Genomic DNA, 17,198 nt, shown 5'->3' with positions numbered 1-17,198 from the left:
CATCTGCCGGAGGGAAAGTGGGATCGATCTACTTCGTGGTGGCACTGGGCGCCGTCGTCGCCGGCTTCGTGCAGGGGCTGTCGGGGTTCGCGTTCGGCCTTGTGGCCATGTCCTTCTGGGCCTGGGTGCTGGATCCCAAACTCGCCGCCACCCTGTCCGTGTTCGGCGCACTGACCGGACAGATCGTCGCGGCCTTCTCCGTGCGCCGGGGATGGGACGTCAAGCGGCTGCTGCCGTTCGTCCTCGGGGGCCTGCTCGGGATTCCCCTCGGGGTGGCCCTGCTGCCCAGGCTGGACATGAACTGGTTCAAGCTCATCCTCGGAGCCCTGCTGGTGCTCTGGTGCCCGGCCATGCTCCTGTCCAGGCGGTTGCCCAGGGTCTCCGCAGGCGGAACCCCGGCCGATGGCGTGGTCGGATTGGCCGGCGGCATCATGGGAGGGCTGGGCGGCTTCACCGGAACGCTGCCGACCTTGTGGTGCACCCTGCGCGGCTACGAGCGCGACGTGCAGCGCTCGATCATCCAGAACTTCAACCTGTCGATGCTGCTGGTGACCATGGCCACCTATGCAGGCTCCGGCATCGTCACCCGCGACATGCTGCCCATGTTCGCCATCGTCGCTCCGGCCATGCTGGTGCCGACCTTCCTCGGCACGCGCCTTTACATCGGCATCAGCGACGCTCGCTTCAGGCAGATCGTCCTGGGCCTGCTGACCGCTTCCGGCGTTGCCCTGCTGGCCTCGTCCCTTCCCCGGCTGGCGGGCTGGCGCTGAGCGGCGGTGCCTGGACAGGCGGGGAGGAAAATCGGCGATGCGACGAAAAGACCGTCGCTCCCGACGATCCCCACCCGCGACACCGCACATGCGGCCACTTCCTACAGCAGCGCAGGAACATCCCCGGCCGGCGGCGACCCAGCGCGCAAGCCGGGCGGCTTGACCCGCGCGGTATCCTAGGCCGATGCCTTCCCCCGCCCACGAACTGCTGAAGCGCGTCTTCGGCCACGACGACTTCCGTGGCCCGCAGCAGACCATCGTCGAGCATGTCGCCGCCGGCAACGATGCCCTGGTGCTGATGCCCACCGGCGGCGGCAAGTCGCTGTGCTACCAGGTGCCCTCGCTGCTGCGCGCGGGCACCGGCATCGTCGTCTCGCCGCTGATCGCGCTGATGCAGGACCAGGTCGAGGCCTTGCGCCAGCTCGGCGTGCGCGCCGAATACCTCAACTCCACCCTCGACGGCGAGACCGCGATGCGGGTCGAGCGCGAACTGCTGGCCGGGGAGCTGGAGCTGCTCTATGTCGCCCCCGAACGGCTGCTGACCCCGCGCTTCATGTCGCTGCTGGACCGCAGCCGCATCGCCCTGTTCGCCATCGACGAGGCCCACTGCGTCTCGCAGTGGGGCCACGACTTCCGCCCCGAATACCGCCAGCTCACGGTGCTGCACGAACGCTGGCCGCAGGTGCCGCGCATCGCCCTGACCGCCACCGCCGATCCGCCGACCCAGCGCGAGATCGCCGAACGCCTGGACCTGGAGCACGCCGAGCACTTCGTCAGCTCCTTCGACCGGCCCAACATCCGCTACACCGTGGTGCAGAAGGACAACGCGCGCCGCCAGCTGCTGGACTTCCTGGCCGGCCACCGCGGCGAGGCCGGCATCGTCTACGCCATGTCGCGGCGCAAGGTCGAGGAGACCGCCGACTACCTCGCCGCGCAGGGCTTCAACGCCCTGCCCTACCACGCCGGCCTGCCGGCGCAGGTGCGTGCCGCCAACCAGCGCCGCTTCCTGCACGAGGACGGCATCGTCATGTGCGCCACCATCGCCTTCGGCATGGGCATCGACAAACCGGACGTGCGTTTCGTCGCCCACCTGGACCTGCCCAAGTCGCTGGAAGGCTATTACCAGGAGACCGGCCGCGCCGGCCGCGACGGCGAGCCGGCCGAGGCGTGGCTGTGCTACGGCCTGGGCGACGTGGTCCTGCTCAAGCAGATGATCGAGCAGGGCGAGGCCGGCGAGGACCGCAAGCGTCTGGAGCGGCGCAAGCTGGACCAGCTGCTGGGCTACTGCGAATCCATGCAGTGCCGGCGCCAGGTGCTGCTGGCCGGTTTCGGCGAGACCTACCCCCATGCCTGCGGCAACTGCGACAACTGCCTCACCCCGGCCGCCGCCTGGGATGCCACCGTGCCGGCGCAGAAGGCGCTGAGCTGCGTCTACCGCAGCGGCCAGCGCTTCGGCGTCAACCACCTGATCGAGATCCTGCGCGGCAGCGAGAGCGAGAAGGTGCGCCAGTTCGGCCACGACCGGCTCAGCACCTGGGGCATCGGCCGCGACCTGACCACCGCCACCTGGCGTGGCGTGTTCCGCCAGCTGGTCGCCGGCGGCCTGCTGGCGGTGGACGCCGAGGGCCACGGCAGCCTGCGCCTCACCGACGGCAGCCGCGAGGTCCTCAAGGGCCGGCGCCAGATCATGCTGCGCCGCGAAGCGCCGTCGTCGGCCTCGCACGAACGCGGCACCCGGCCACGCAGCGGCCTGTCGGTCGCCCCGCAGGACCTGGCCCTGTTCAACGCCCTGCGCAACCTGCGCGCGGACCTGGCGCGCGAACAGGGCGTGCCGGCCTTCGTCATCTTCCACGACAGCACCCTGCGCAACATCGCCGAACAGCGGCCCACCGCGCCGGAGGCGCTGGCCCGGGTGGGCGGCATCGGCGGCACCAAGCTGGAACGCTACGGCCAGCGCCTGCTCGAGGTGGTCCGCGAAAATGGCTGAATGCAGCTGCATGTGCCGGTTCCGCAACGAAAATCCGCCGCCGACGACAGCACCGGTTCAAGCGTCCGTTGCTAACGTGGCCCGATCCGGCGAGCATCGCCGGCATGCCTTGGAGATCAGCATGAATCGCGTCCACTTCGCCCTGATCGGCCTGTTGCTCGCCGCGCCCGCCTGGGCCCAGGACACCGTCTCCACCGCCGCCCAGGCCACGGGCGACAGTGCCGCCACGGACGGCAGCGGCCTGGACCTGAGCGTGCCGGACTCGCCGATCCGCTACCGCAACGAGTCCGGCCACGCCGGCGACCCGCCCGGCACCTGGTACGGCGACACCAGCGGCGTCCCTGCCTCCAAGCAGACGCCGGCCGTGCAGAACGCACAGGCCCAGGCCGAGGCCTGCCAAGGCCAGCTGCATGGCGCCGTCTCCGCCGGCATGGGCTACTCGCGGCGCGGCGGCAACAGCAACTGGCAGGCGGCGAACCTGAATTCCTGCAAGACCTACTACGACGACGACGGCAACGCCCACCAGATCGGCGTCAGCATCAGCGTCGGCAAGGAATCCGGCCCCGGCTACTTCGGCGGCCCGTTCGGCCCGCGCTGGTGACACATGGCGGCCCGATCGCCGGATAGCCCGGCGGCACGCAAACACGAGAAAGGCGCCGGAAGGCGCCTTTCTTCGTAGCGGCGGGTGACCGGCCATCTCCCTCCCCGCATGTCCGGATGACGGAGCGCACCCGGTTCCACGGAGAACCCCACGCCACTACGCGGGTGCCTGGATCTGGATGGTGGGTCGTGTCGGAATCGAACCGACGACCAGCGGATTAAAAGTCCGATGCTCTACCGACTGAGCTAACGACCCGGTGCCGAGGCGGCGCGGAAGGGGCAGACATGCCCGCCGGCCTGATGCCGGGTCAGGCATTCTACCCCAGCCCGGCAAGTGGACGAAATCAGGCGTAGCGCGTCGGGTCGGCGATGCCGGCGCTGGCGAAGCCGTCGGCACGCAGCCGGCAGGCGTCGCAATGGCCGCAGGCGCGGCCCTGCGCATCGGCGCGGTAGCACGAGACGGTGAGCCCGAAGTCCACGCCCAGGCGCACGCCTTCGCGCGCGATGTCGGCCTTGCTCAGGTACTGCAGCGGGGCATGCACGTGCAGGCCGGCACCCTGCACGCCGGCCTTGGTGGCCAGGTTGGCCAGCCGCTCGAAGGCGGCGACGAATTCCGGCCGGCAATCGGGATAGCCGGAATAGTCCACCGCATTGACCCCGCAGAACAGGTCGTTGGCGCCCAGCACCTCGGCCCAGCCCAGCGCCAGCGACAGCATGATGGTGTTGCGGGCGGGCACGTAGGTCGAGGGGATGCCCTCGCCGCCGGCCTCCGGCACCTCGATTGCGTCGGACGTCAGGGCCGAGCCGCCGATGCTGCGCAGGTCCACGTCCACGATCTTGTGCTCGGCCACCGCGGCCGCCTGTGCCACGCGGCGGGCGGCGTCCAGTTCGGAGGTATGGCGCTGGCCATAGCGCACGCTCAGGGCATGCACCTGGAAACCCTGTTCCTGGGCCATGGCGACGACGACGGCGGAATCCATGCCCCCGGACAGCAGCACGACTGCTTTCTTCATTGGTTGAAGCCGTAATTCGTTGTAGGGAAAGAGGAGTGAAGCCACGGGCCGCCGTCGCGATGGAGCGATCGGCCCTCGCTCAGCGCCCGGGCTCGTCGTTCCAGAGCAGCTTGTGCAGCTGCAGCTGGAAACGCACCGGCAGGCGGTCGGCCACGATCCAGTCGGCCAGCTCGCGCGGGGACACCTGGTCCTTGCTCGGCGAGAACCACACCGTGCAGGTGCGGTCCAGGCGGTGCTCGGCCAGCACCTCGCACGCCCAATCGTAATCCTGGCGGCTGCACAGCACGAACTTGACCTGGTCGCGCGCGGTCAGCAGCGGCAGGTTCTCCCAGCGATTGCGATGCGCCTCGCCCGAACCGGGCGTCTTGACGTCGACCACGCGCGAAACCCGCGCATCCACCGCCGACACGTCCAGGGCGCCGGAGGTTTCCAGCGACACGTCCAGCCCGGCATCGCACAGCCGGCGCAGCAGGACCAGGCAGCGCTTCTGCGCCAGCGGCTCGCCGCCGGTCACGCATACATGGCGCACGCCATGGCCGACGACCTCGGCCACCAGGTCGTCGATATCGCGCCACTGGCCGCCGTGGAAGGCGTACTCGGTGTCGCAGTAGCGGCAACGCAGCGGACAGCCGGTCAGGCGCACGAACACGGTCGGCCAGCCCGCACTCTCCGCCTCTCCCTGCAGCGACAGGAAGACCTCGGTGATCTTCAGCCGCGGCAAGGGCGACTGGACGATCTCGCTGGGCGTGGCGGCGGTGCTCATGCAATGTCGGCGGGAAGGAAAAACGAATACGGCGCCGCTCGCGCGACGCCGACGATCGGGCCGGACCCGGCACGACTCAGTGCAGCTGGCCGATCTTGATCGCCTGCAGGCGATCCTGGGCCACGCGCGCCGCGTCGGTGTTCGGATATTGGGTGATGACCTGCTGCAGGACCTGCTCGGCAGGCTGGTTCTTGCCTTCCCCATACAGGGACAGGCCCAGCTTGAGCATGCCACCGGAGGCCTTGTCGTGGGTCGGGTAGCGTGCCAGCAGATCGCGGAACTGCGCCTCCGCCAGCTGGAAATTGCGGGTGGCGTAATAGCTTTCGCCCAGCCAGTACAGCGCGTTGGGCGCGTAGACGCCATTGGGATACTGGTCCAGGAATTGCTGGAACAGCTGCGCCGACTCGTCGTACTTGCCGTTCTTGAGTGCGTCGAAGGCGACGTTGTAGGCACCGCGCTCGTCCGCGGCCGCTGCCAGGGAACCGGCATCGCCGTGGACCGCGGGAGCCGTCTCGCCGGTCGCGGAGGCGGCGGCCTTGGCCGCCGCGGGCTTGGCTGGCGCGGGCGGAGCCACCGCCGGTGCACCTGCCCCCCCTTCCAGCCGGTTCAAGCGGCCGTCCAGGTCCAGGTACTGGTCCTGCATCTGCTGCTTGAGCTGGTCGTTCTGGTGTTGCAGATCCTCGATGGTGCCCTGCTGGGCGCGGACCTGGTCGCGCAACTGCTGGATCTGGTTGAGCAGCTCCATGTTGGCCTGGCCATTGTTGGCCTGTGCCTCCAGCGCGGCCACGCGGTCGGCAAGGCTGGCGCGCTGCGCCCATGCCGGTGCGGCGGCCACCAGGGCCGCCGCAACGAACATCGTCGATAGCAGACGAAGACGCATGGATTACTGCGCCGTGTACACGATCTCGACGCGACGGTTCTTGGCCCAGCAGTCCTCGTTGGACTCGGTGCAGACCGGACGCTCCTCGCCGTAGCTGACTTCGGTCAGCTGGCTGGCCGAACCGCCGTTGGCCTGCAGCGCCGAGGACACCGCGTTGGCACGACGCTCGCCCAGGGCCTGGTTGTAGGCACGGCTGCCGCGCTCGTCGGTGTTGCCCTGCAGGGTGATGCGCGAGGACGGGCGGTCACGCAGGTACTTGGCATGGCAAGCCATGATGGCCTGGAACTCCGGCTTCACGTCGTCCTTGTCGAAGTCGAAGTAGACGACGCGCTGACGCAGGCAGGCATCGGTGTCCAGGTCGCCCGGACCGTACAGGCCGGAGGTGGACGGACCGGTGGACTGGCTCGGACCGGTGTAGGCGGGCTCCGCCGGCGGCGGGGTCTCCTTCACCTTCTTCGAACAGCCGGCGAGGACGGCAACAGACATCATCGAAACAAGCAGAACACGGGTGGACTTGTTCATGGCGATACCTTTGATGGCTCCTAGGCCAAGGGTGGATTGACGCAGCAAAATATTAACATTTACCGAGCGGTCCGGTACGGCGACCACGCGGGTTCTCTCACGTCGCCGTCGGCCAGCACGAGCCTCTGCCGCACCCGGCCGTCGGCGGACACGACGTACAGGACGCCGCGGCCTCCTTCCCGGGCTGCGTAGATGATCATGCTGGCATTGGGCGCGAAACTGGGGGACTCGTCGAGCGAGCCCGGGGACAGCGTGCTCCAGCGCGGGGAGCCGAGGCTGCTGTCCATCATGGCGATCTTGTAGGTGTTGCCGGCCCCCTGCGCCACGGCGAGCTTCTTGTCGTCGTAGGACACGGTGGCCTTGGCGTTGTAGTTGCCCTGGAACGTCACCCGGCTGGCGCCGCCGCCGGAGGCGGAGACCTTGTAGATCTGCGGGCGGCCGCCACGGTCGGAGGTGAAGTAGATGCTGGTGCCGTCCGCGCTCCACACCGGTTCGGTGTCGATGCCGTAGTTGTTGGTCAGCTGGGTGAGCTGCTTGCTGCCCAGGTCCATCACGTACAGCTCGGGGTTGCCGCTGCGCGAGAGCGACATGGCCAGCCTGCGGCCGTCCGGCGAGAACGCCGGGGCACTGTTGATGCCGCGGAAACTGGCCACCAGTTCGCGCCCGCCGGTGGCGATGTCCTGCACGTAGATGGCCGAATTGCCGCGCTCGAAGCTGACGTAGGCCAGCTTCCTGCCGTCCGGGCTCCACGCCGGCGACAGGATCGGCTCGGCCGAGCGGACGATGGTCTGCGGGTTCCAGCCGTCCGAGTCGGCCACCATCAGCGCGTAGCGGATGTTGTTGCCGGTGCCGACCGCGGTCACGTAGGCGATGCGGGTCCAGAACGCGCCACGCACGCCGGTGATCTTCTCGTAGATCGCGTCGGCCATCTGGTGGGCGACGTCGCGCATCGCGCTGGCGCGGGCGGTCAGTGCCAGCCCGAGCAGGCGGTTGCCCGAGGCCACGTCGAACATCTCGTACTCGACCCGGTAGGCACCGGCGCCGGCGTCGAGCACGCGCCCGACCACGATGTAGTCCTGCTTGAGCGCGCGCCAGGTGGCGAACTGGATCTCGCTGCCGCGCGTCGGGCGCTCCACGATCTGCGCTTCCGGCAGCGTGCGGAACTGGCCGGAACGGTCCAGGTCGGCGCGCACCACCGCCGCCACGTCGGTCTCCGGCGCGGCCGCCGAGCCCTGGTAGGGCATGGGCACGATGGTGATGGGCGTGGCCGAGGCATTGCCGCCCACGATGTCGATTTCCAGCCCCTTCTGCTGGGCCTGGGCGGCGAACGGCAGCAGGAGCGCGGCAAGGACGAGGACAAGCCAGTGCGGCAGTTTCTTCATGGATCTCTCGAACGGTAGGAAAGCGGTACCGAGCACCCTTAACAGGCACCGAGTGAACATTTTCGCAATCATGAACGAAGGCGGCGTGAAAACCCGATGACCGGGGCGACAGCGGCGATCAGCGGTCCTGCGCGGTGAAATGGAAGGTCAGGTCGCGCTGGAACACCGATTCGAAGCCCCGGTAGGGCAACGGCTGCGCACGCAGCACCGCCGCCTCGACGGAACGCTTGCCGGCATCGTCGTAGGGACAGCCGGCCGCGACCTTGGCCTCGATCACCTGCCCGCCCGGCAGCTGGCGGATGTTGACCGTGCACTTCTGCCCCAGCGGCACCGAGTCCGGGCGCACCCATTGCGCCAGCACCGCGGCCTGGATCGCCGCGGCGTAGCGCGCGGCCAGGTCGGTGTTGGTGCCGCCCTGCCCCGGCGCCGGGCGCGCCGCGGACTGGCCCGCGCCGGATGCGGCGGCGGCCGCCGCCGAGGCGGTGGTGGAAGCCGCGCGCGCCTTGGCGTCGGCCAGTTGCTTGAGGCGCTGCTCGGCCAGCTGCGCCTCCTTCTCGGCCTGGGCGCGGGCCTGGCGGATCTGCGCCAGCTTCTTCTCGCGCTCGGCCTGGGCGGCCGCCTGCGCCTGCTGCTCGGCGATCTTCTTCTGCTGTTCTTCCTGCTGCTGCCTGGCCAGGCGCTGCTTCTGCTCGGCCTCCTGCTGGCGCTGGCGTTCGGTCAGGTCGATCTGTTCCTGGCGCCGCTTGGCCTCCTGCTCCTTCCGGGCGGTCTCCTGGGAGATGGCCAGCGCCTTGACCTCGTCCTGGTCGGTTTTGTCGGGCTGGGCCACGCGCTCCTGGGCCTGTGGCTGCGGCTTGGTCTGGGCGTCCTGCGGGCGCGGCTCGGGCACCGGCTGCGGTGGCGGCACGGTGTCTTCCTCGGCCGGCTCGGGCAGCGGCGCGGGGACCGGCGGCGGCGCGACCGCGGACTGGGCCGCCTGCGCCAGCGCCTGGCGGGCGGACCGGGCCTCGGCCGCGGACACGTCCATGCTGGCCTCGATGGTCGGATCGCCGGCGGCCGGCTCGACCTGCCGCTGCGGCGACCACATCCAGGCCAGCAGGAACACCGCCAGCACCAGCAGGTGGACCAGCAGCGCGAGCGCGATCGCCCGGCCCCAGCCGCCCTCGCGCGGGGCTTGCAGCGGTAGCGCGTCAGCGTGCATTGCCACCGGCGTCGGAAATCAGGCCGACCTTTTCCACCTTGGCCGCCTTCAGCGCGTCCAGCGCGTCCATGACCTTCTGGTAGGGCACGGCCCGGTCGGCGGCGACGATTACGCGCGCGTCCTTGTCCTGGGCCACGATCGCGGCCAGGTGCTGCTCCAGCTGGTCGCGGTCCATCGGCTGCGGCGACTTGGCGTCGGGCAGCTTGAGCGCCAGCGCGCCCTGGCTGTCCACGGTCACGGTGATCGGGTCCTGCTTGCTTTCCAGCGCCTTGGCGCGGGAATTGGGCAGTTCCACGTCCACGCTCAGGGTCAGCAGCGGCGCGGTGACCATGAAGATGATGAGCAGCACCAGCATCACGTCGATGTAGGGCACGACGTTGATCTCGGACTTGAGCTTGCGCCGCTTGCGGTAGGAGATGGTGGAGATCATGGGGACTCCCGGGTCCGGTGGACCGGCGGCTTATTCCTCGGCCGCACCCTGGCGCTGCAGGATCGAGCTGAACTCGTCGGCGAAGGTCTCGTAGCGCATGGCCAGGCGCTCGACGTGGCTGGTGAAGCGGTTGTAGGCCCAGGTCGCCGGGATGGCCACGAACAGGCCGATGGCGGTGGCGATCAGCGCCTCGGAGATGCCCGGGGCGACCGAGGCGATGCCGGCCTGCTCGCCGCTGCTGACCATGTCGTGCATGGTCACCATGATGCCGAACACGGTGCCGACCAGGCCCACGTACGGGGCGTTGGAGCCGATGTTGGCGAGCAGTTCGACGCTGCGCTCCAGCTGCCCCATCTCGCGGGTGAAGGTGGCGCGCATGGCGCGCTGGGCACCTTCGAGCTGGGCGTTGGCGTCCACCCGGCGGCGGTCGCGCAGGCGCGAGAACTCGCGGAAGCCGGACTCGAAGATCGCCTCCATGCCGGTGACCACACGGTTGCGGTCGGCCGCGGCGGCGTAGAGCTTGCCCAGGTCGGCGCCGGACCAGAAGCGGCCCTCGAAGTCGTCGGCCTCGCGGTCGGCCTGCTTCAGCGCGCGGGTCTTGCGGAAGATGATGACCCAGCTGACGAACGAGCCGACCAGCAGCAGCACGACGATGATCTTGACCGGGATGCTGGCGCGGACGACCAGGTCGAGATAGTTGATTCCGCCGTGCGCCGCGGTGGCGGCGGTCTGGGCGGCGGCACTGGTGACTTCCGGCGGCAGCGATTCCACCACCGTGTCCTGCAGGGCCAGCAGCGTAGCGATCATCCTTCGTTCCTCAGGGTTCGACTTCTGTGTTTTCCAGGGACTTCAAGCGTTCGTACAGCGCATCGACGATGCCGCGCGGCCGGAACGTGGAGGCCGACAGCGCCCCCAGGCGGACCTCGGCGCTGGCCAGCAGCTCGCCGTCGCGGCGCACCGACTGGGCGAACACCAGGCTGGCGCGGCGGCACGCGGTGAGCGCCACGCCCAGCTCCAGTGCATCGTCCAGGCGCGCCGGGCGCAGGAAATCCAGGCGCATGGAGCGCACGACGAAGACCATGTCGTGCTCCCGCCGCAGCGATTCCTGGCCGTAGCCCAGTGCGCGCATCCATTCGGTGCGGGCCCGTTCCATGAAGGCCACGTAGCGGGCGTGGTAGACCACCCCGCCAGCGTCGGTATCTTCCCAGTAGACCCGTGTCGGCCAACTGAATGGGGACTCACTCATCGGCATCCTCCGCGAACAGGCCGGGCGGCGGCACCCGCGGGCGCAGGCCCAGGTGGCGATACGCCTTCTGCGTGGCCATGCGGCCACGCGCGGTGCGCGCCAGGAACCCCTGCTGGATCAGGTACGGCTCGATCACGTCCTCGAGCGTGCCGCGTTCCTCCGACAGCGAGGCCGCCAGCGACTCCACGCCGACCGGACCGCCGTCGAAGTGGTCGATGATGACGCCGAGCAGGCGCCGGTCGAGCTCGTCGAACCCCTCCGGGTCGACCTTGAGCATGGCCATGGCCGCCTGCGCGACCTCCGCGTCGATGTGGCCGCCGGCCCGGACCTGGGCGTAGTCGCGCACCCGCCGCAGCAAGCGGTTGGCGATGCGCGGGGTGCCGCGCGAGCGGCGCGCGATCTCCCCCGCTCCTTCGGCGCTGCAGTCGATGCCGAGGATGGCCGCCGAGCGGCGCACGATGCGGGTCAGCTCCTCGGGCGAATAGAACGCCAGGCGCTGGACGATGCCGAAGCGGTCGCGCAGCGGCGCGGTCAGCAGGCCGGCGCGGGTGGTGGCGCCGATCAGGGTGAACGGCGGCAGGTCGATCTTGATCGAGCGCGCGGCCGGGCCGTCGCCGATCATGATGTCGATCTGGAAATCCTCCATCGCCGGGTACAGCACCTCCTCCACCTGCGGGGAGAGGCGATGGATCTCGTCGACGAACAGCACGTCGTGCGGCTGCAGGTTGGTCAGCAGCGCGGCCAGGTCGCCGGCCTTCTCGATCACCGGGCCGGAGGTGACGCGCAGGGCCACCCCGAGCTCGTTGGCGATGACGTGGCTGAGCGTGGTCTTGCCCAGCCCCGGCGGGCCGAAGATCAGCACATGGTCCAGCGCCTCGCCGCGGCTGCGGGCGGCCTCGATGTAGATCGACAGCTGCTCGCGCACGGGCACCTGGCCGAGATAGTCGGCCAGCCGCTTGGGCCGGATGCTGGCCTCGGCCGCGGAATCCTCGCCGGTGGCGGTGCTGTCGATGATGCGGTCCATGGAGCCGGGGCGGCGGGAATCGTGCGAAGGGGCCAAGCGCGCATAGTATCGGCCCTGCGCGGCGCCGGCGCCATCGCCGCGCTCAGATCTCCACCTGCGCCCCGAGCTCGACCAGGCGGTTGCCGGGGATGCGGAAGAACGCGGTGGCCGGGGCGGCGTTGCGGTGCATGAACGCGAACAGCTTGTCGCGCCATACCGGCATGCCGCGCTTGGGACTGGCCACCACCGTCTCGCGGCTGGCGAAGTAGGTGGTGTCCATCGGATCGAAGCTGATCCCGCCGTGGTCGCTGGCGCGGGTCAGGGCCAGCGGCACGTCCGGGGTCTCCATGAAGCCGAAGCGCACGATCACCCGGTAGAAGTTGTCGCCGATGGCCTCGATCTTCAGCCGCTTGTGGTTGCTGACGTAGGGCACCTGCAGGGTCTCCACGGTCAGGAACACGTTGCGCTCGTGCAGCACCTTGTTGTGCTTGAGGTTGTGCATCAGCGCGTGCGGCACCACCATCGGGTCGGCGGTCATGAAGATGGCCGTGCCCGGCACCCGCGCCGGCGGCGCCAGCATCAGCCCGGGCAGGAAGCTGTTCAGGCGGATGCCGTCCTTGCGGATCTCCTCGCCCAGCAGCTCGCGCCCGCGCCGCCAGGTGCGCATCAGGGTGAACACCACCACCCCCAGCACCAGCGGGAACCAGGCGCCCTGCAGGATCTTGGCGCCGTTGGCGATCACGAACGCCAGCTCGATCACGAAGAACACCACGCACAGCGGCAGCACCCAGCGCCGCCACTTCGGCCACAGCGCGCGCGCCACCAGTGCCAGCAGCAGGGTGTCGATCAGCATGGTCATCGACACCGAGATGCCGTAGGCCACCGCCAGGTTGGCCGAGCTGCGGAACGCCAGCACCAGGGCGATGACCAGCACCGCCAGCAGCCAGTTGATGCCCGGCACGTAGATCTGGCCGATGGTGTCGTGCGAGGTGTGCTTGACCAGCATGCGCGGGATGTAGCCCAGCTGCATGGCCTGGCGCGAGACCGAGTAGGCGCCGGTGATCACCGCCTGCGAGGCGATCACCGCCGCCAGCGTGGCCATGACGATCATCGGGTACAGCGCCCAGCCCGGGATCGCCTCGAAGAACGGGTTGGCCACCGACACCGGGTGGCGCAGCACCAGCGCGCCCTGCCCCAGGTAGTTCAGCAGCAGGCACGGCAGCACGAACCAGTACCAGGCATGGCGGATCGGCCGGGCGCCGAAATGGCCCATGTCCGCGTACAGCGCCTCGCCGCCGGTCACCGCCAGCACCACCGCGCCGAGGATGAAGATGCCGTGCCAGCCGTGGTCGAGGAAGAAGCGCACCGCCCACCACGGGTTGAACGCCTTGAGCACCTCCGGCGCCTGCACCACGTTCCACACGCCCACCGCCGCCAGCGCCAGGAACCACAGCGTCATGATCGGACCGAACACCTTGCCGACCTTGGCGGTGCCGAAGCGCTGCGCGGAGAACACCAGCACCAGCACCGCCACCGTGATCGGCACCACGAACGGCCCCATCCGCGGCGCGGCCACCTGCAGGCCCTCGACCGCGCTCATCACCGAGATCGCCGGGGTGATCACCCCGTCGCCGAAGAACAGCGAAGCGCCGAAGATGCCCAGCGCCCCGACCACGTAGGCCGAGCGCGAGCCGCGGCGCAGGGTGCGCTGGGCCAGCGCCATCAGCGCCATGATGCCGCCCTCGCCCTCGTTGTCGGCGCGCATGATGATGGTCACGTACTTGAGCGTGACCACGATCATCAGCGACCAGAACGCCAGCGACAGCACGCCCAGCACCGTGTCGTGGTCGCTGGCCAGGCCGTAGTGCGGCGAGAACGCCTCCCTGATGGTGTACAGCGGGCTGGTGCCGATGTCGCCGAACACCACGCCGATGGCGCCCACGACCAGGGCCAGCCCGCTGCCTTCGGGGACGTGGGAGGGGGAAGCGTTGCCGTTGGCGGAAGCGGGGGCGGACGTCATGACGGAGGCAGGGTATCCCCGGTGGGGGTGAACATGAAGACGCCGGCGCCGCTCAGCGCAGCGCGGCCTGCAGGGCCTTGCGGATCACGGCGGCGACCTCGTCGCCCTCGGCGGCGGCGTCGCGGGCCATGCGCGCGGCCTCGGCCGGCTTGTAGCCCAGCTGCTGCAGGGCCTCGGTGGCCTCGGCGACCGGGTCGTGGGCGCCGCGCGGCAGGCCGGGGCCGCCGCCGGACAGCTCGGCGGCGCGGTCGCGCAGCTCGACCACGATGCGCTCGGCGGTCTTCTTGCCGATCCCCGGGATCCGGGTCAGCGCGGTCACGTCGCCGGCCTGCACCAGGCGCGCGAACTCGTCCACGCTGACCCCGGACAGGATCGCCAGCGCGATCTTGGCGCCGATGCCGGACACCTTCTGCACGTCGCGGAACAGCCGCCGCTCGCCCTCGCGCAGAAAGCCGTACAGCGACACGCTGTCCTCCTTCTGCGCATAGTGGGTGAACAGCGTCACCTCGCGACCGAGGTCGGGCAGGTCGTAGAAGGTGCTCATCGGCGCCTCCAGTTCGTAGCCGACGCCGCCGACGTCGATCACCAGCCACGGCGGCTGCTTGTAGGCGAGGATGCCGCGCAGGCGTCCGATCATGGCGCTACCTCCGGGAAACGGGAAACGGCCGGCGGGCGGCCGCGGGAAAGGCCGGCGATCATCGCTTCCGGCTCCAGGCCTGGCGCGGGTCCACGCCGAGGCGGCCGGCCGTGGCGCGCACGTGCGCATGGGTGATGGCGACCGCCAGCGCGTCGGCCGCATCGGCCTGCAGCCTGCCCTGCAGGCCGAGCATCAGCCCGACCATGTGCTGGACCTGCTCCTTCTCGGCGCCACCGCGGCCGACCAGGGCCAGCTTAATCTCCTTGGCGGCGTATTCGTGCACCGGCAGGTCGCGCAGCACCACGGTGCAGATCGCCGCGCCGCGCGCCTGGCCGAGCTTGAGTGCGGACGCCGCGCTCTTGCCCACGAACACTTCCTCGATGGCCACCTCGTCGGGGCGCCAGGCCTCGACCAGCGCGCCCAGCCCTTCGGCCAGCAGGCGCAGGCGGCCGGCGAAGTCCGCCGCCCCCAGCAGCACCAGCGGCTGGTGGTGGACGTGGCACGGCCGGCCGGCCGCATCCACGTCGATGATCCCCACGCCGGTGCGCTGCGAGCCGGGATCGATGCCGAGGATGCGGGTCACCGGATCCTCCCGGGCGCGCCCGCGCGCGCCGGCGCCCGTGTCGGCAGGCCCGGTGCGCAGCGACCGGCCATGCCTGCCGCCGGGGACCTCAAACCGCTTCCAGGGACGCCTGCTCGACGTTGGAGTAGACGTTCTGCACGTCGTCCAGGTCCTCGAGCGTGTCCAGCAGTTTCTTGACCTGCAGGGCGGCCTCCCCGTCCACGACGATGTCGTTGTCGGCGCGGTAGGTGACCTCGGCGTGGTCCGGCGGCAGCTGGGCGGCCACCATGGCGGCCTTGACCGTCTCGTAGTTATCCGGATCGGTGATCACGTCGATGGCGCCGTCCTCCGGGTACACCACCACGTCGTCGGCGCCGGCCTCGATCGCGGCCTCGGTGATGCGGTCCTCGTCGGCGCCGGGCGCGTAGCTGAGCACGCCCAGGTGCTTGAACATGAAGGCCACCGAGCCCTCCGTGCCCATGTTGCCGCCGCTGCGCGAGAACGCGTGGCGCACGTCGGCGACGGTGCGCACGCGGTTGTCGGTCAGGCAATCGACGATCACCGCCACGCCGCCGGGGGCGTAGCCCTCGTAGCGCACGTGTTCGTACTCCACGCCCTCCAGCTCGCCGGTCGCCTTCTTCAGCGCCCGCTCGATCACGTCCTTGGGCATGTTGACCGCCAGCCCCTTGTCGATGGCGCTGCGCAGGCTCGGGTTGTTGGCCGGATCGCCCCCGCCCGGCCCGCGCGCGGCGACGTTGATCTCGCGGATGATCTTGGTGAAGATCTTGCCGCGCTTGGCATCCGAGGCGTTCTTGCGCGCCTCGATCGAAGGACCTCTGCCCATGGTGTTTCCCGGGTGGAACGAATGAATGACGGGGCGGGATTTTACCCGATCGCCGTACCGGCACGCCGCCGCCGGCTCAGCCGGCCTCGAAACGGCCGTGGCGCAGGAACGCCACCACCTGGCGCGCCGCCTGCGGCGAGGTCAGCAGGCCGGCGTGGCCGACGGCGACGCGGCAGTGGTCGGCCAGGCCCGGCCAGCGGGTCTCGGCCAGGCCCACGGTGCCGTCGGAGATCTCGCCCAGGTCGGCCAGCAGCCGGCCCAGCCCCGCCGCGCGCGTGCCGGCGACCATGCCGACCGGCACCGGCAGCGGATCCGCCGGCAGTCCGGTATCCACCAGGCACGCCCCGGCCCGGCCGAGCAGGCGCGCGCCCCAGGCGTTGCGTGCCAGCGCGGCCGCGGCGGCACTGCCGCACAGCGGGCTGCCCAGGCACACCACCCGCGCCACCGGCAGCGCCGGTTCGAGCGCCAGCGCCCGCAGCGCCACGATCCCGCCCAGGCTGTGCCCGACCAGCGCCGGCGGCGCACTGGTCCAGTCCCGCAACCGCTCGACCAGCGACCTGGCCGCCGCCTCGGGGCCGTCGGCCGCGCTGCGGTAGCCGAACCGCCGCGGCGCGAACCCGGCGCGGCGCAAGCGCCAGGCCAGCGGCCCCAGCCAGGCGGCGCTGTTCCACAGCCCGTGCAGCAGCAGCACCGGCGGAAGGCCTGCCTCCGGACGGTCGGCACCGGCGCCGCGAGCCGGACGTTCCACGCCGTCGCCGGGCACGCTCATCGGCCGGCCGGGCGACGCAGGATGAATTCCAGGTCGCGCACGCGGCCGACCGGGAACTCGTAGCTGCCGACCCGGGCGAAGCCGTGGCGGGCGTAGAAGCGCTGTGCGCCGAAGTTCTGCGACCACACGCCGATCCACAGCGTGCGCGGCCCCTCGCGCTGCAGCCAGGCCATCGCCGTGGCGAACAGGCGCGAGCCGAGCCCGCCGTTCTGCTCGCCGGCGCGCACGTACAACCGCTTCAGTTCGCCGTCGCCCTCGGCCACGTCCGGATGCGGCAGCCCGGCCGGGCCGGCCACCGCGTAGCCGATCGCCCGGCCATCGCGTTCGGCCAGCCACACGCCATAGGCCGGGTCGCCGGCCAGCTCGGCCTGCCCGTCCACGGTGTAGGCCAGCGCCAGGTAGTAGGCGAGATCCTCCGGCGGATACAGGTGGCCGAAGGTTTCCACGAAGGTGTCGGTCGACAGGGCCGCGAGTATCGCGGCATCGGCGCGTACCGCGCGACGCAGGCTCACCGGCGCGCTCATGCGGCGCCGGCCCCGGCGTTGCCGGCGGTCACCCGGCCCCACCCG

Annotated in this window: 19 protein-coding genes and 1 tRNA gene; 3 read left to right on the top strand and 17 right to left on the bottom strand. The window is 70.4% G+C overall.

Features of this window, described 5'->3' with window-relative positions:
- The first annotated feature begins 17 nt into the window (after window positions 1–17).
- From BN3794_RS05360 to BN3794_RS05350, 3 genes are all read left to right on the top strand, one after another.
- A complete protein-coding gene (locus BN3794_RS05360) occupies window positions 18–770 on the top strand; it encodes a sulfite exporter TauE/SafE family protein (RefSeq protein WP_066094435.1) in 753 nt (250 codons plus the stop codon).
- Window positions 771–954: 184 nt separating this feature from the next.
- A complete protein-coding gene (recQ, locus tag BN3794_RS05355) occupies window positions 955–2,757 on the top strand; it encodes a DNA helicase RecQ (RefSeq protein WP_066094433.1) in 1,803 nt (600 codons plus the stop codon).
- Between the two features lie 121 nt (window positions 2,758–2,878).
- The gene (locus tag BN3794_RS05350) at window positions 2,879–3,358 is read left to right on the top strand and encodes a hypothetical protein (protein WP_066097025.1); all 480 of its coding nucleotides are present in this window, start codon (window positions 2,879–2,881) and stop codon (window positions 3,356–3,358) included.
- A 179-nt stretch (window positions 3,359–3,537) separates the two neighbouring features.
- Here the strand turns inward: BN3794_RS05350 and BN3794_RS05345 are convergent.
- The 17 genes from BN3794_RS05345 to BN3794_RS05265 all read right to left on the bottom strand — a co-directional run bounded on the left by BN3794_RS05345 (window position 3,538) and on the right by BN3794_RS05265 (window position 17,153).
- Window positions 3,538–3,613 (bottom strand) — tRNA-Lys (locus BN3794_RS05345).
- Window positions 3,614–3,701: 88 nt separating this feature from the next.
- Window positions 3,702–4,415 (bottom strand): 7-cyano-7-deazaguanine synthase QueC, encoded by a 714-nt coding sequence (gene queC, locus BN3794_RS05340; protein ID WP_268872073.1) that lies wholly within the window; start codon window positions 4,413–4,415, stop codon window positions 3,702–3,704.
- Between the two features lie 34 nt (window positions 4,416–4,449).
- Window positions 4,450–5,133, bottom strand: a complete 684-nt coding sequence (gene queE, locus BN3794_RS05335) for a 7-carboxy-7-deazaguanine synthase QueE (protein ID WP_066094427.1) — start codon at window positions 5,131–5,133, stop codon at window positions 4,450–4,452.
- Window positions 5,134–5,209: 76 nt separating this feature from the next.
- Window positions 5,210–6,013, bottom strand: a complete 804-nt coding sequence (gene ybgF / locus BN3794_RS05330; RefSeq protein ID WP_066094424.1) for a tol-pal system protein YbgF — start codon at window positions 6,011–6,013, stop codon at window positions 5,210–5,212.
- 3 nt (window positions 6,014–6,016) lie between these two features.
- Window positions 6,017–6,535, bottom strand: a complete 519-nt coding sequence (pal, locus tag BN3794_RS05325) for a peptidoglycan-associated lipoprotein Pal (RefSeq protein ID WP_066094421.1) — start codon at window positions 6,533–6,535, stop codon at window positions 6,017–6,019.
- Between the two features lie 59 nt (window positions 6,536–6,594).
- The gene (gene tolB, locus BN3794_RS05320; RefSeq protein WP_066094419.1) at window positions 6,595–7,917 is read right to left on the bottom strand and encodes a Tol-Pal system beta propeller repeat protein TolB; all 1,323 of its coding nucleotides are present in this window, start codon (window positions 7,915–7,917) and stop codon (window positions 6,595–6,597) included.
- Between the two features lie 118 nt (window positions 7,918–8,035).
- The gene (gene tolA, locus BN3794_RS05315; protein WP_066094416.1) at window positions 8,036–9,118 is read right to left on the bottom strand and encodes a cell envelope integrity protein TolA; all 1,083 of its coding nucleotides are present in this window, start codon (window positions 9,116–9,118) and stop codon (window positions 8,036–8,038) included.
- Complete coding sequence (tolR, locus tag BN3794_RS05310) at window positions 9,108–9,548, bottom strand: protein TolR (RefSeq protein ID WP_066094413.1); 441 nt, start codon at window positions 9,546–9,548, stop codon at window positions 9,108–9,110. The genes tolA and tolR overlap by 11 nt, the downstream gene beginning before the upstream one ends.
- A gap of 30 nt (window positions 9,549–9,578) precedes the next feature.
- A complete protein-coding gene (tolQ, locus tag BN3794_RS05305) occupies window positions 9,579–10,355 on the bottom strand; it encodes a protein TolQ (RefSeq protein ID WP_066094410.1) in 777 nt (258 codons plus the stop codon).
- Between the two features lie 10 nt (window positions 10,356–10,365).
- Window positions 10,366–10,800 carry a tol-pal system-associated acyl-CoA thioesterase gene (ybgC, locus tag BN3794_RS05300; RefSeq protein WP_066094407.1) on the bottom strand — a complete coding sequence of 145 codons (435 nt, stop codon included), beginning with the start codon at window positions 10,798–10,800 and terminating at the stop codon, window positions 10,366–10,368.
- Window positions 10,787–11,818 carry a Holliday junction branch migration DNA helicase RuvB gene (gene ruvB / locus BN3794_RS05295; protein WP_066094404.1) on the bottom strand — a complete coding sequence of 344 codons (1,032 nt, stop codon included), beginning with the start codon at window positions 11,816–11,818 and terminating at the stop codon, window positions 10,787–10,789. The genes ybgC and ruvB overlap by 14 nt, the downstream gene beginning before the upstream one ends.
- A gap of 82 nt (window positions 11,819–11,900) precedes the next feature.
- Window positions 11,901–13,817 (bottom strand): potassium transporter Kup, encoded by a 1,917-nt coding sequence (locus tag BN3794_RS05290; RefSeq protein ID WP_066094401.1) that lies wholly within the window; start codon window positions 13,815–13,817, stop codon window positions 11,901–11,903.
- A 52-nt stretch (window positions 13,818–13,869) separates the two neighbouring features.
- A complete protein-coding gene (gene ruvA / locus BN3794_RS05285; protein ID WP_066094399.1) occupies window positions 13,870–14,454 on the bottom strand; it encodes a Holliday junction branch migration protein RuvA in 585 nt (194 codons plus the stop codon).
- A 58-nt stretch (window positions 14,455–14,512) separates the two neighbouring features.
- A complete protein-coding gene (gene ruvC, locus BN3794_RS05280) occupies window positions 14,513–15,037 on the bottom strand; it encodes a crossover junction endodeoxyribonuclease RuvC (RefSeq protein ID WP_066094396.1) in 525 nt (174 codons plus the stop codon).
- An 88-nt stretch (window positions 15,038–15,125) separates the two neighbouring features.
- Window positions 15,126–15,860, bottom strand: a complete 735-nt coding sequence (locus BN3794_RS05275; protein ID WP_066094393.1) for a YebC/PmpR family DNA-binding transcriptional regulator — start codon at window positions 15,858–15,860, stop codon at window positions 15,126–15,128.
- 76 nt (window positions 15,861–15,936) lie between these two features.
- Window positions 15,937–16,629: an alpha/beta hydrolase gene (locus BN3794_RS05270; RefSeq protein ID WP_078059605.1), complete on the bottom strand. Its 693-nt coding sequence runs from the start codon at window positions 16,627–16,629 to the stop codon at window positions 15,937–15,939.
- Window positions 16,626–17,153, bottom strand: coding sequence for a GNAT family N-acetyltransferase (locus BN3794_RS05265; RefSeq protein WP_066094390.1), 528 nt, complete (start codon window positions 17,151–17,153; stop codon window positions 16,626–16,628). Before BN3794_RS05265 ends, BN3794_RS05270 begins: the two co-directional genes overlap by 4 nt.
- Between the last annotated feature and the right edge of the window lie 45 nt (window positions 17,154–17,198).

It is taken from the genome of Xanthomonas massiliensis (genome assembly GCF_900018785.1).
In the GTDB taxonomy this organism is placed as follows: Bacteria; Pseudomonadota; Gammaproteobacteria; order Xanthomonadales; family Xanthomonadaceae; genus Xanthomonas_B; species Xanthomonas_B massiliensis.
Note: the sequence above shows the minus strand (reverse complement) of the source record. Positions and strands in the feature narration are given on the sequence as shown.

Coding starts and splice junctions, on each gene's coding strand:
- recQ (WP_066094433.1), top strand. CDS start 955: ATGCCTTCCCCCGCCCACGAACTGCTGAAGCGCGTCTTCGGCCACGAC.
- BN3794_RS05350 (WP_066097025.1), top strand. CDS start 2,879: ATGAATCGCGTCCACTTCGCCCTGATCGGCCTGTTGCTCGCCGCGCCC.
- queE (WP_066094427.1), bottom strand. CDS start 5,133: ATGAGCACCGCCGCCACGCCCAGCGAGATCGTCCAGTCGCCCTTGCCG.
- ybgF (WP_066094424.1), bottom strand. CDS start 6,013: ATGCGTCTTCGTCTGCTATCGACGATGTTCGTTGCGGCGGCCCTGGTG.
- pal (WP_066094421.1), bottom strand. CDS start 6,535: ATGAACAAGTCCACCCGTGTTCTGCTTGTTTCGATGATGTCTGTTGCC.
- tolB (WP_066094419.1), bottom strand. CDS start 7,917: ATGAAGAAACTGCCGCACTGGCTTGTCCTCGTCCTTGCCGCGCTCCTG.
- tolA (WP_066094416.1), bottom strand. CDS start 9,118: ATGCACGCTGACGCGCTACCGCTGCAAGCCCCGCGCGAGGGCGGCTGG.
- tolR (WP_066094413.1), bottom strand. CDS start 9,548: ATGATCTCCACCATCTCCTACCGCAAGCGGCGCAAGCTCAAGTCCGAG.
- tolQ (WP_066094410.1), bottom strand. CDS start 10,355: ATGATCGCTACGCTGCTGGCCCTGCAGGACACGGTGGTGGAATCGCTG.
- ybgC (WP_066094407.1), bottom strand. CDS start 10,800: ATGCCGATGAGTGAGTCCCCATTCAGTTGGCCGACACGGGTCTACTGG.
- ruvB (WP_066094404.1), bottom strand. CDS start 11,818: ATGGACCGCATCATCGACAGCACCGCCACCGGCGAGGATTCCGCGGCC.
- BN3794_RS05290 (WP_066094401.1), bottom strand. CDS start 13,817: ATGACGTCCGCCCCCGCTTCCGCCAACGGCAACGCTTCCCCCTCCCAC.
- ruvA (WP_066094399.1), bottom strand. CDS start 14,454: ATGATCGGACGCCTGCGCGGCATCCTCGCCTACAAGCAGCCGCCGTGG.
- BN3794_RS05275 (WP_066094393.1), bottom strand. CDS start 15,860: ATGGGCAGAGGTCCTTCGATCGAGGCGCGCAAGAACGCCTCGGATGCC.
- BN3794_RS05270 (WP_078059605.1), bottom strand. CDS start 16,629: ATGAGCGTGCCCGGCGACGGCGTGGAACGTCCGGCTCGCGGCGCCGGT.
- BN3794_RS05265 (WP_066094390.1), bottom strand. CDS start 17,153: ATGAGCGCGCCGGTGAGCCTGCGTCGCGCGGTACGCGCCGATGCCGCG.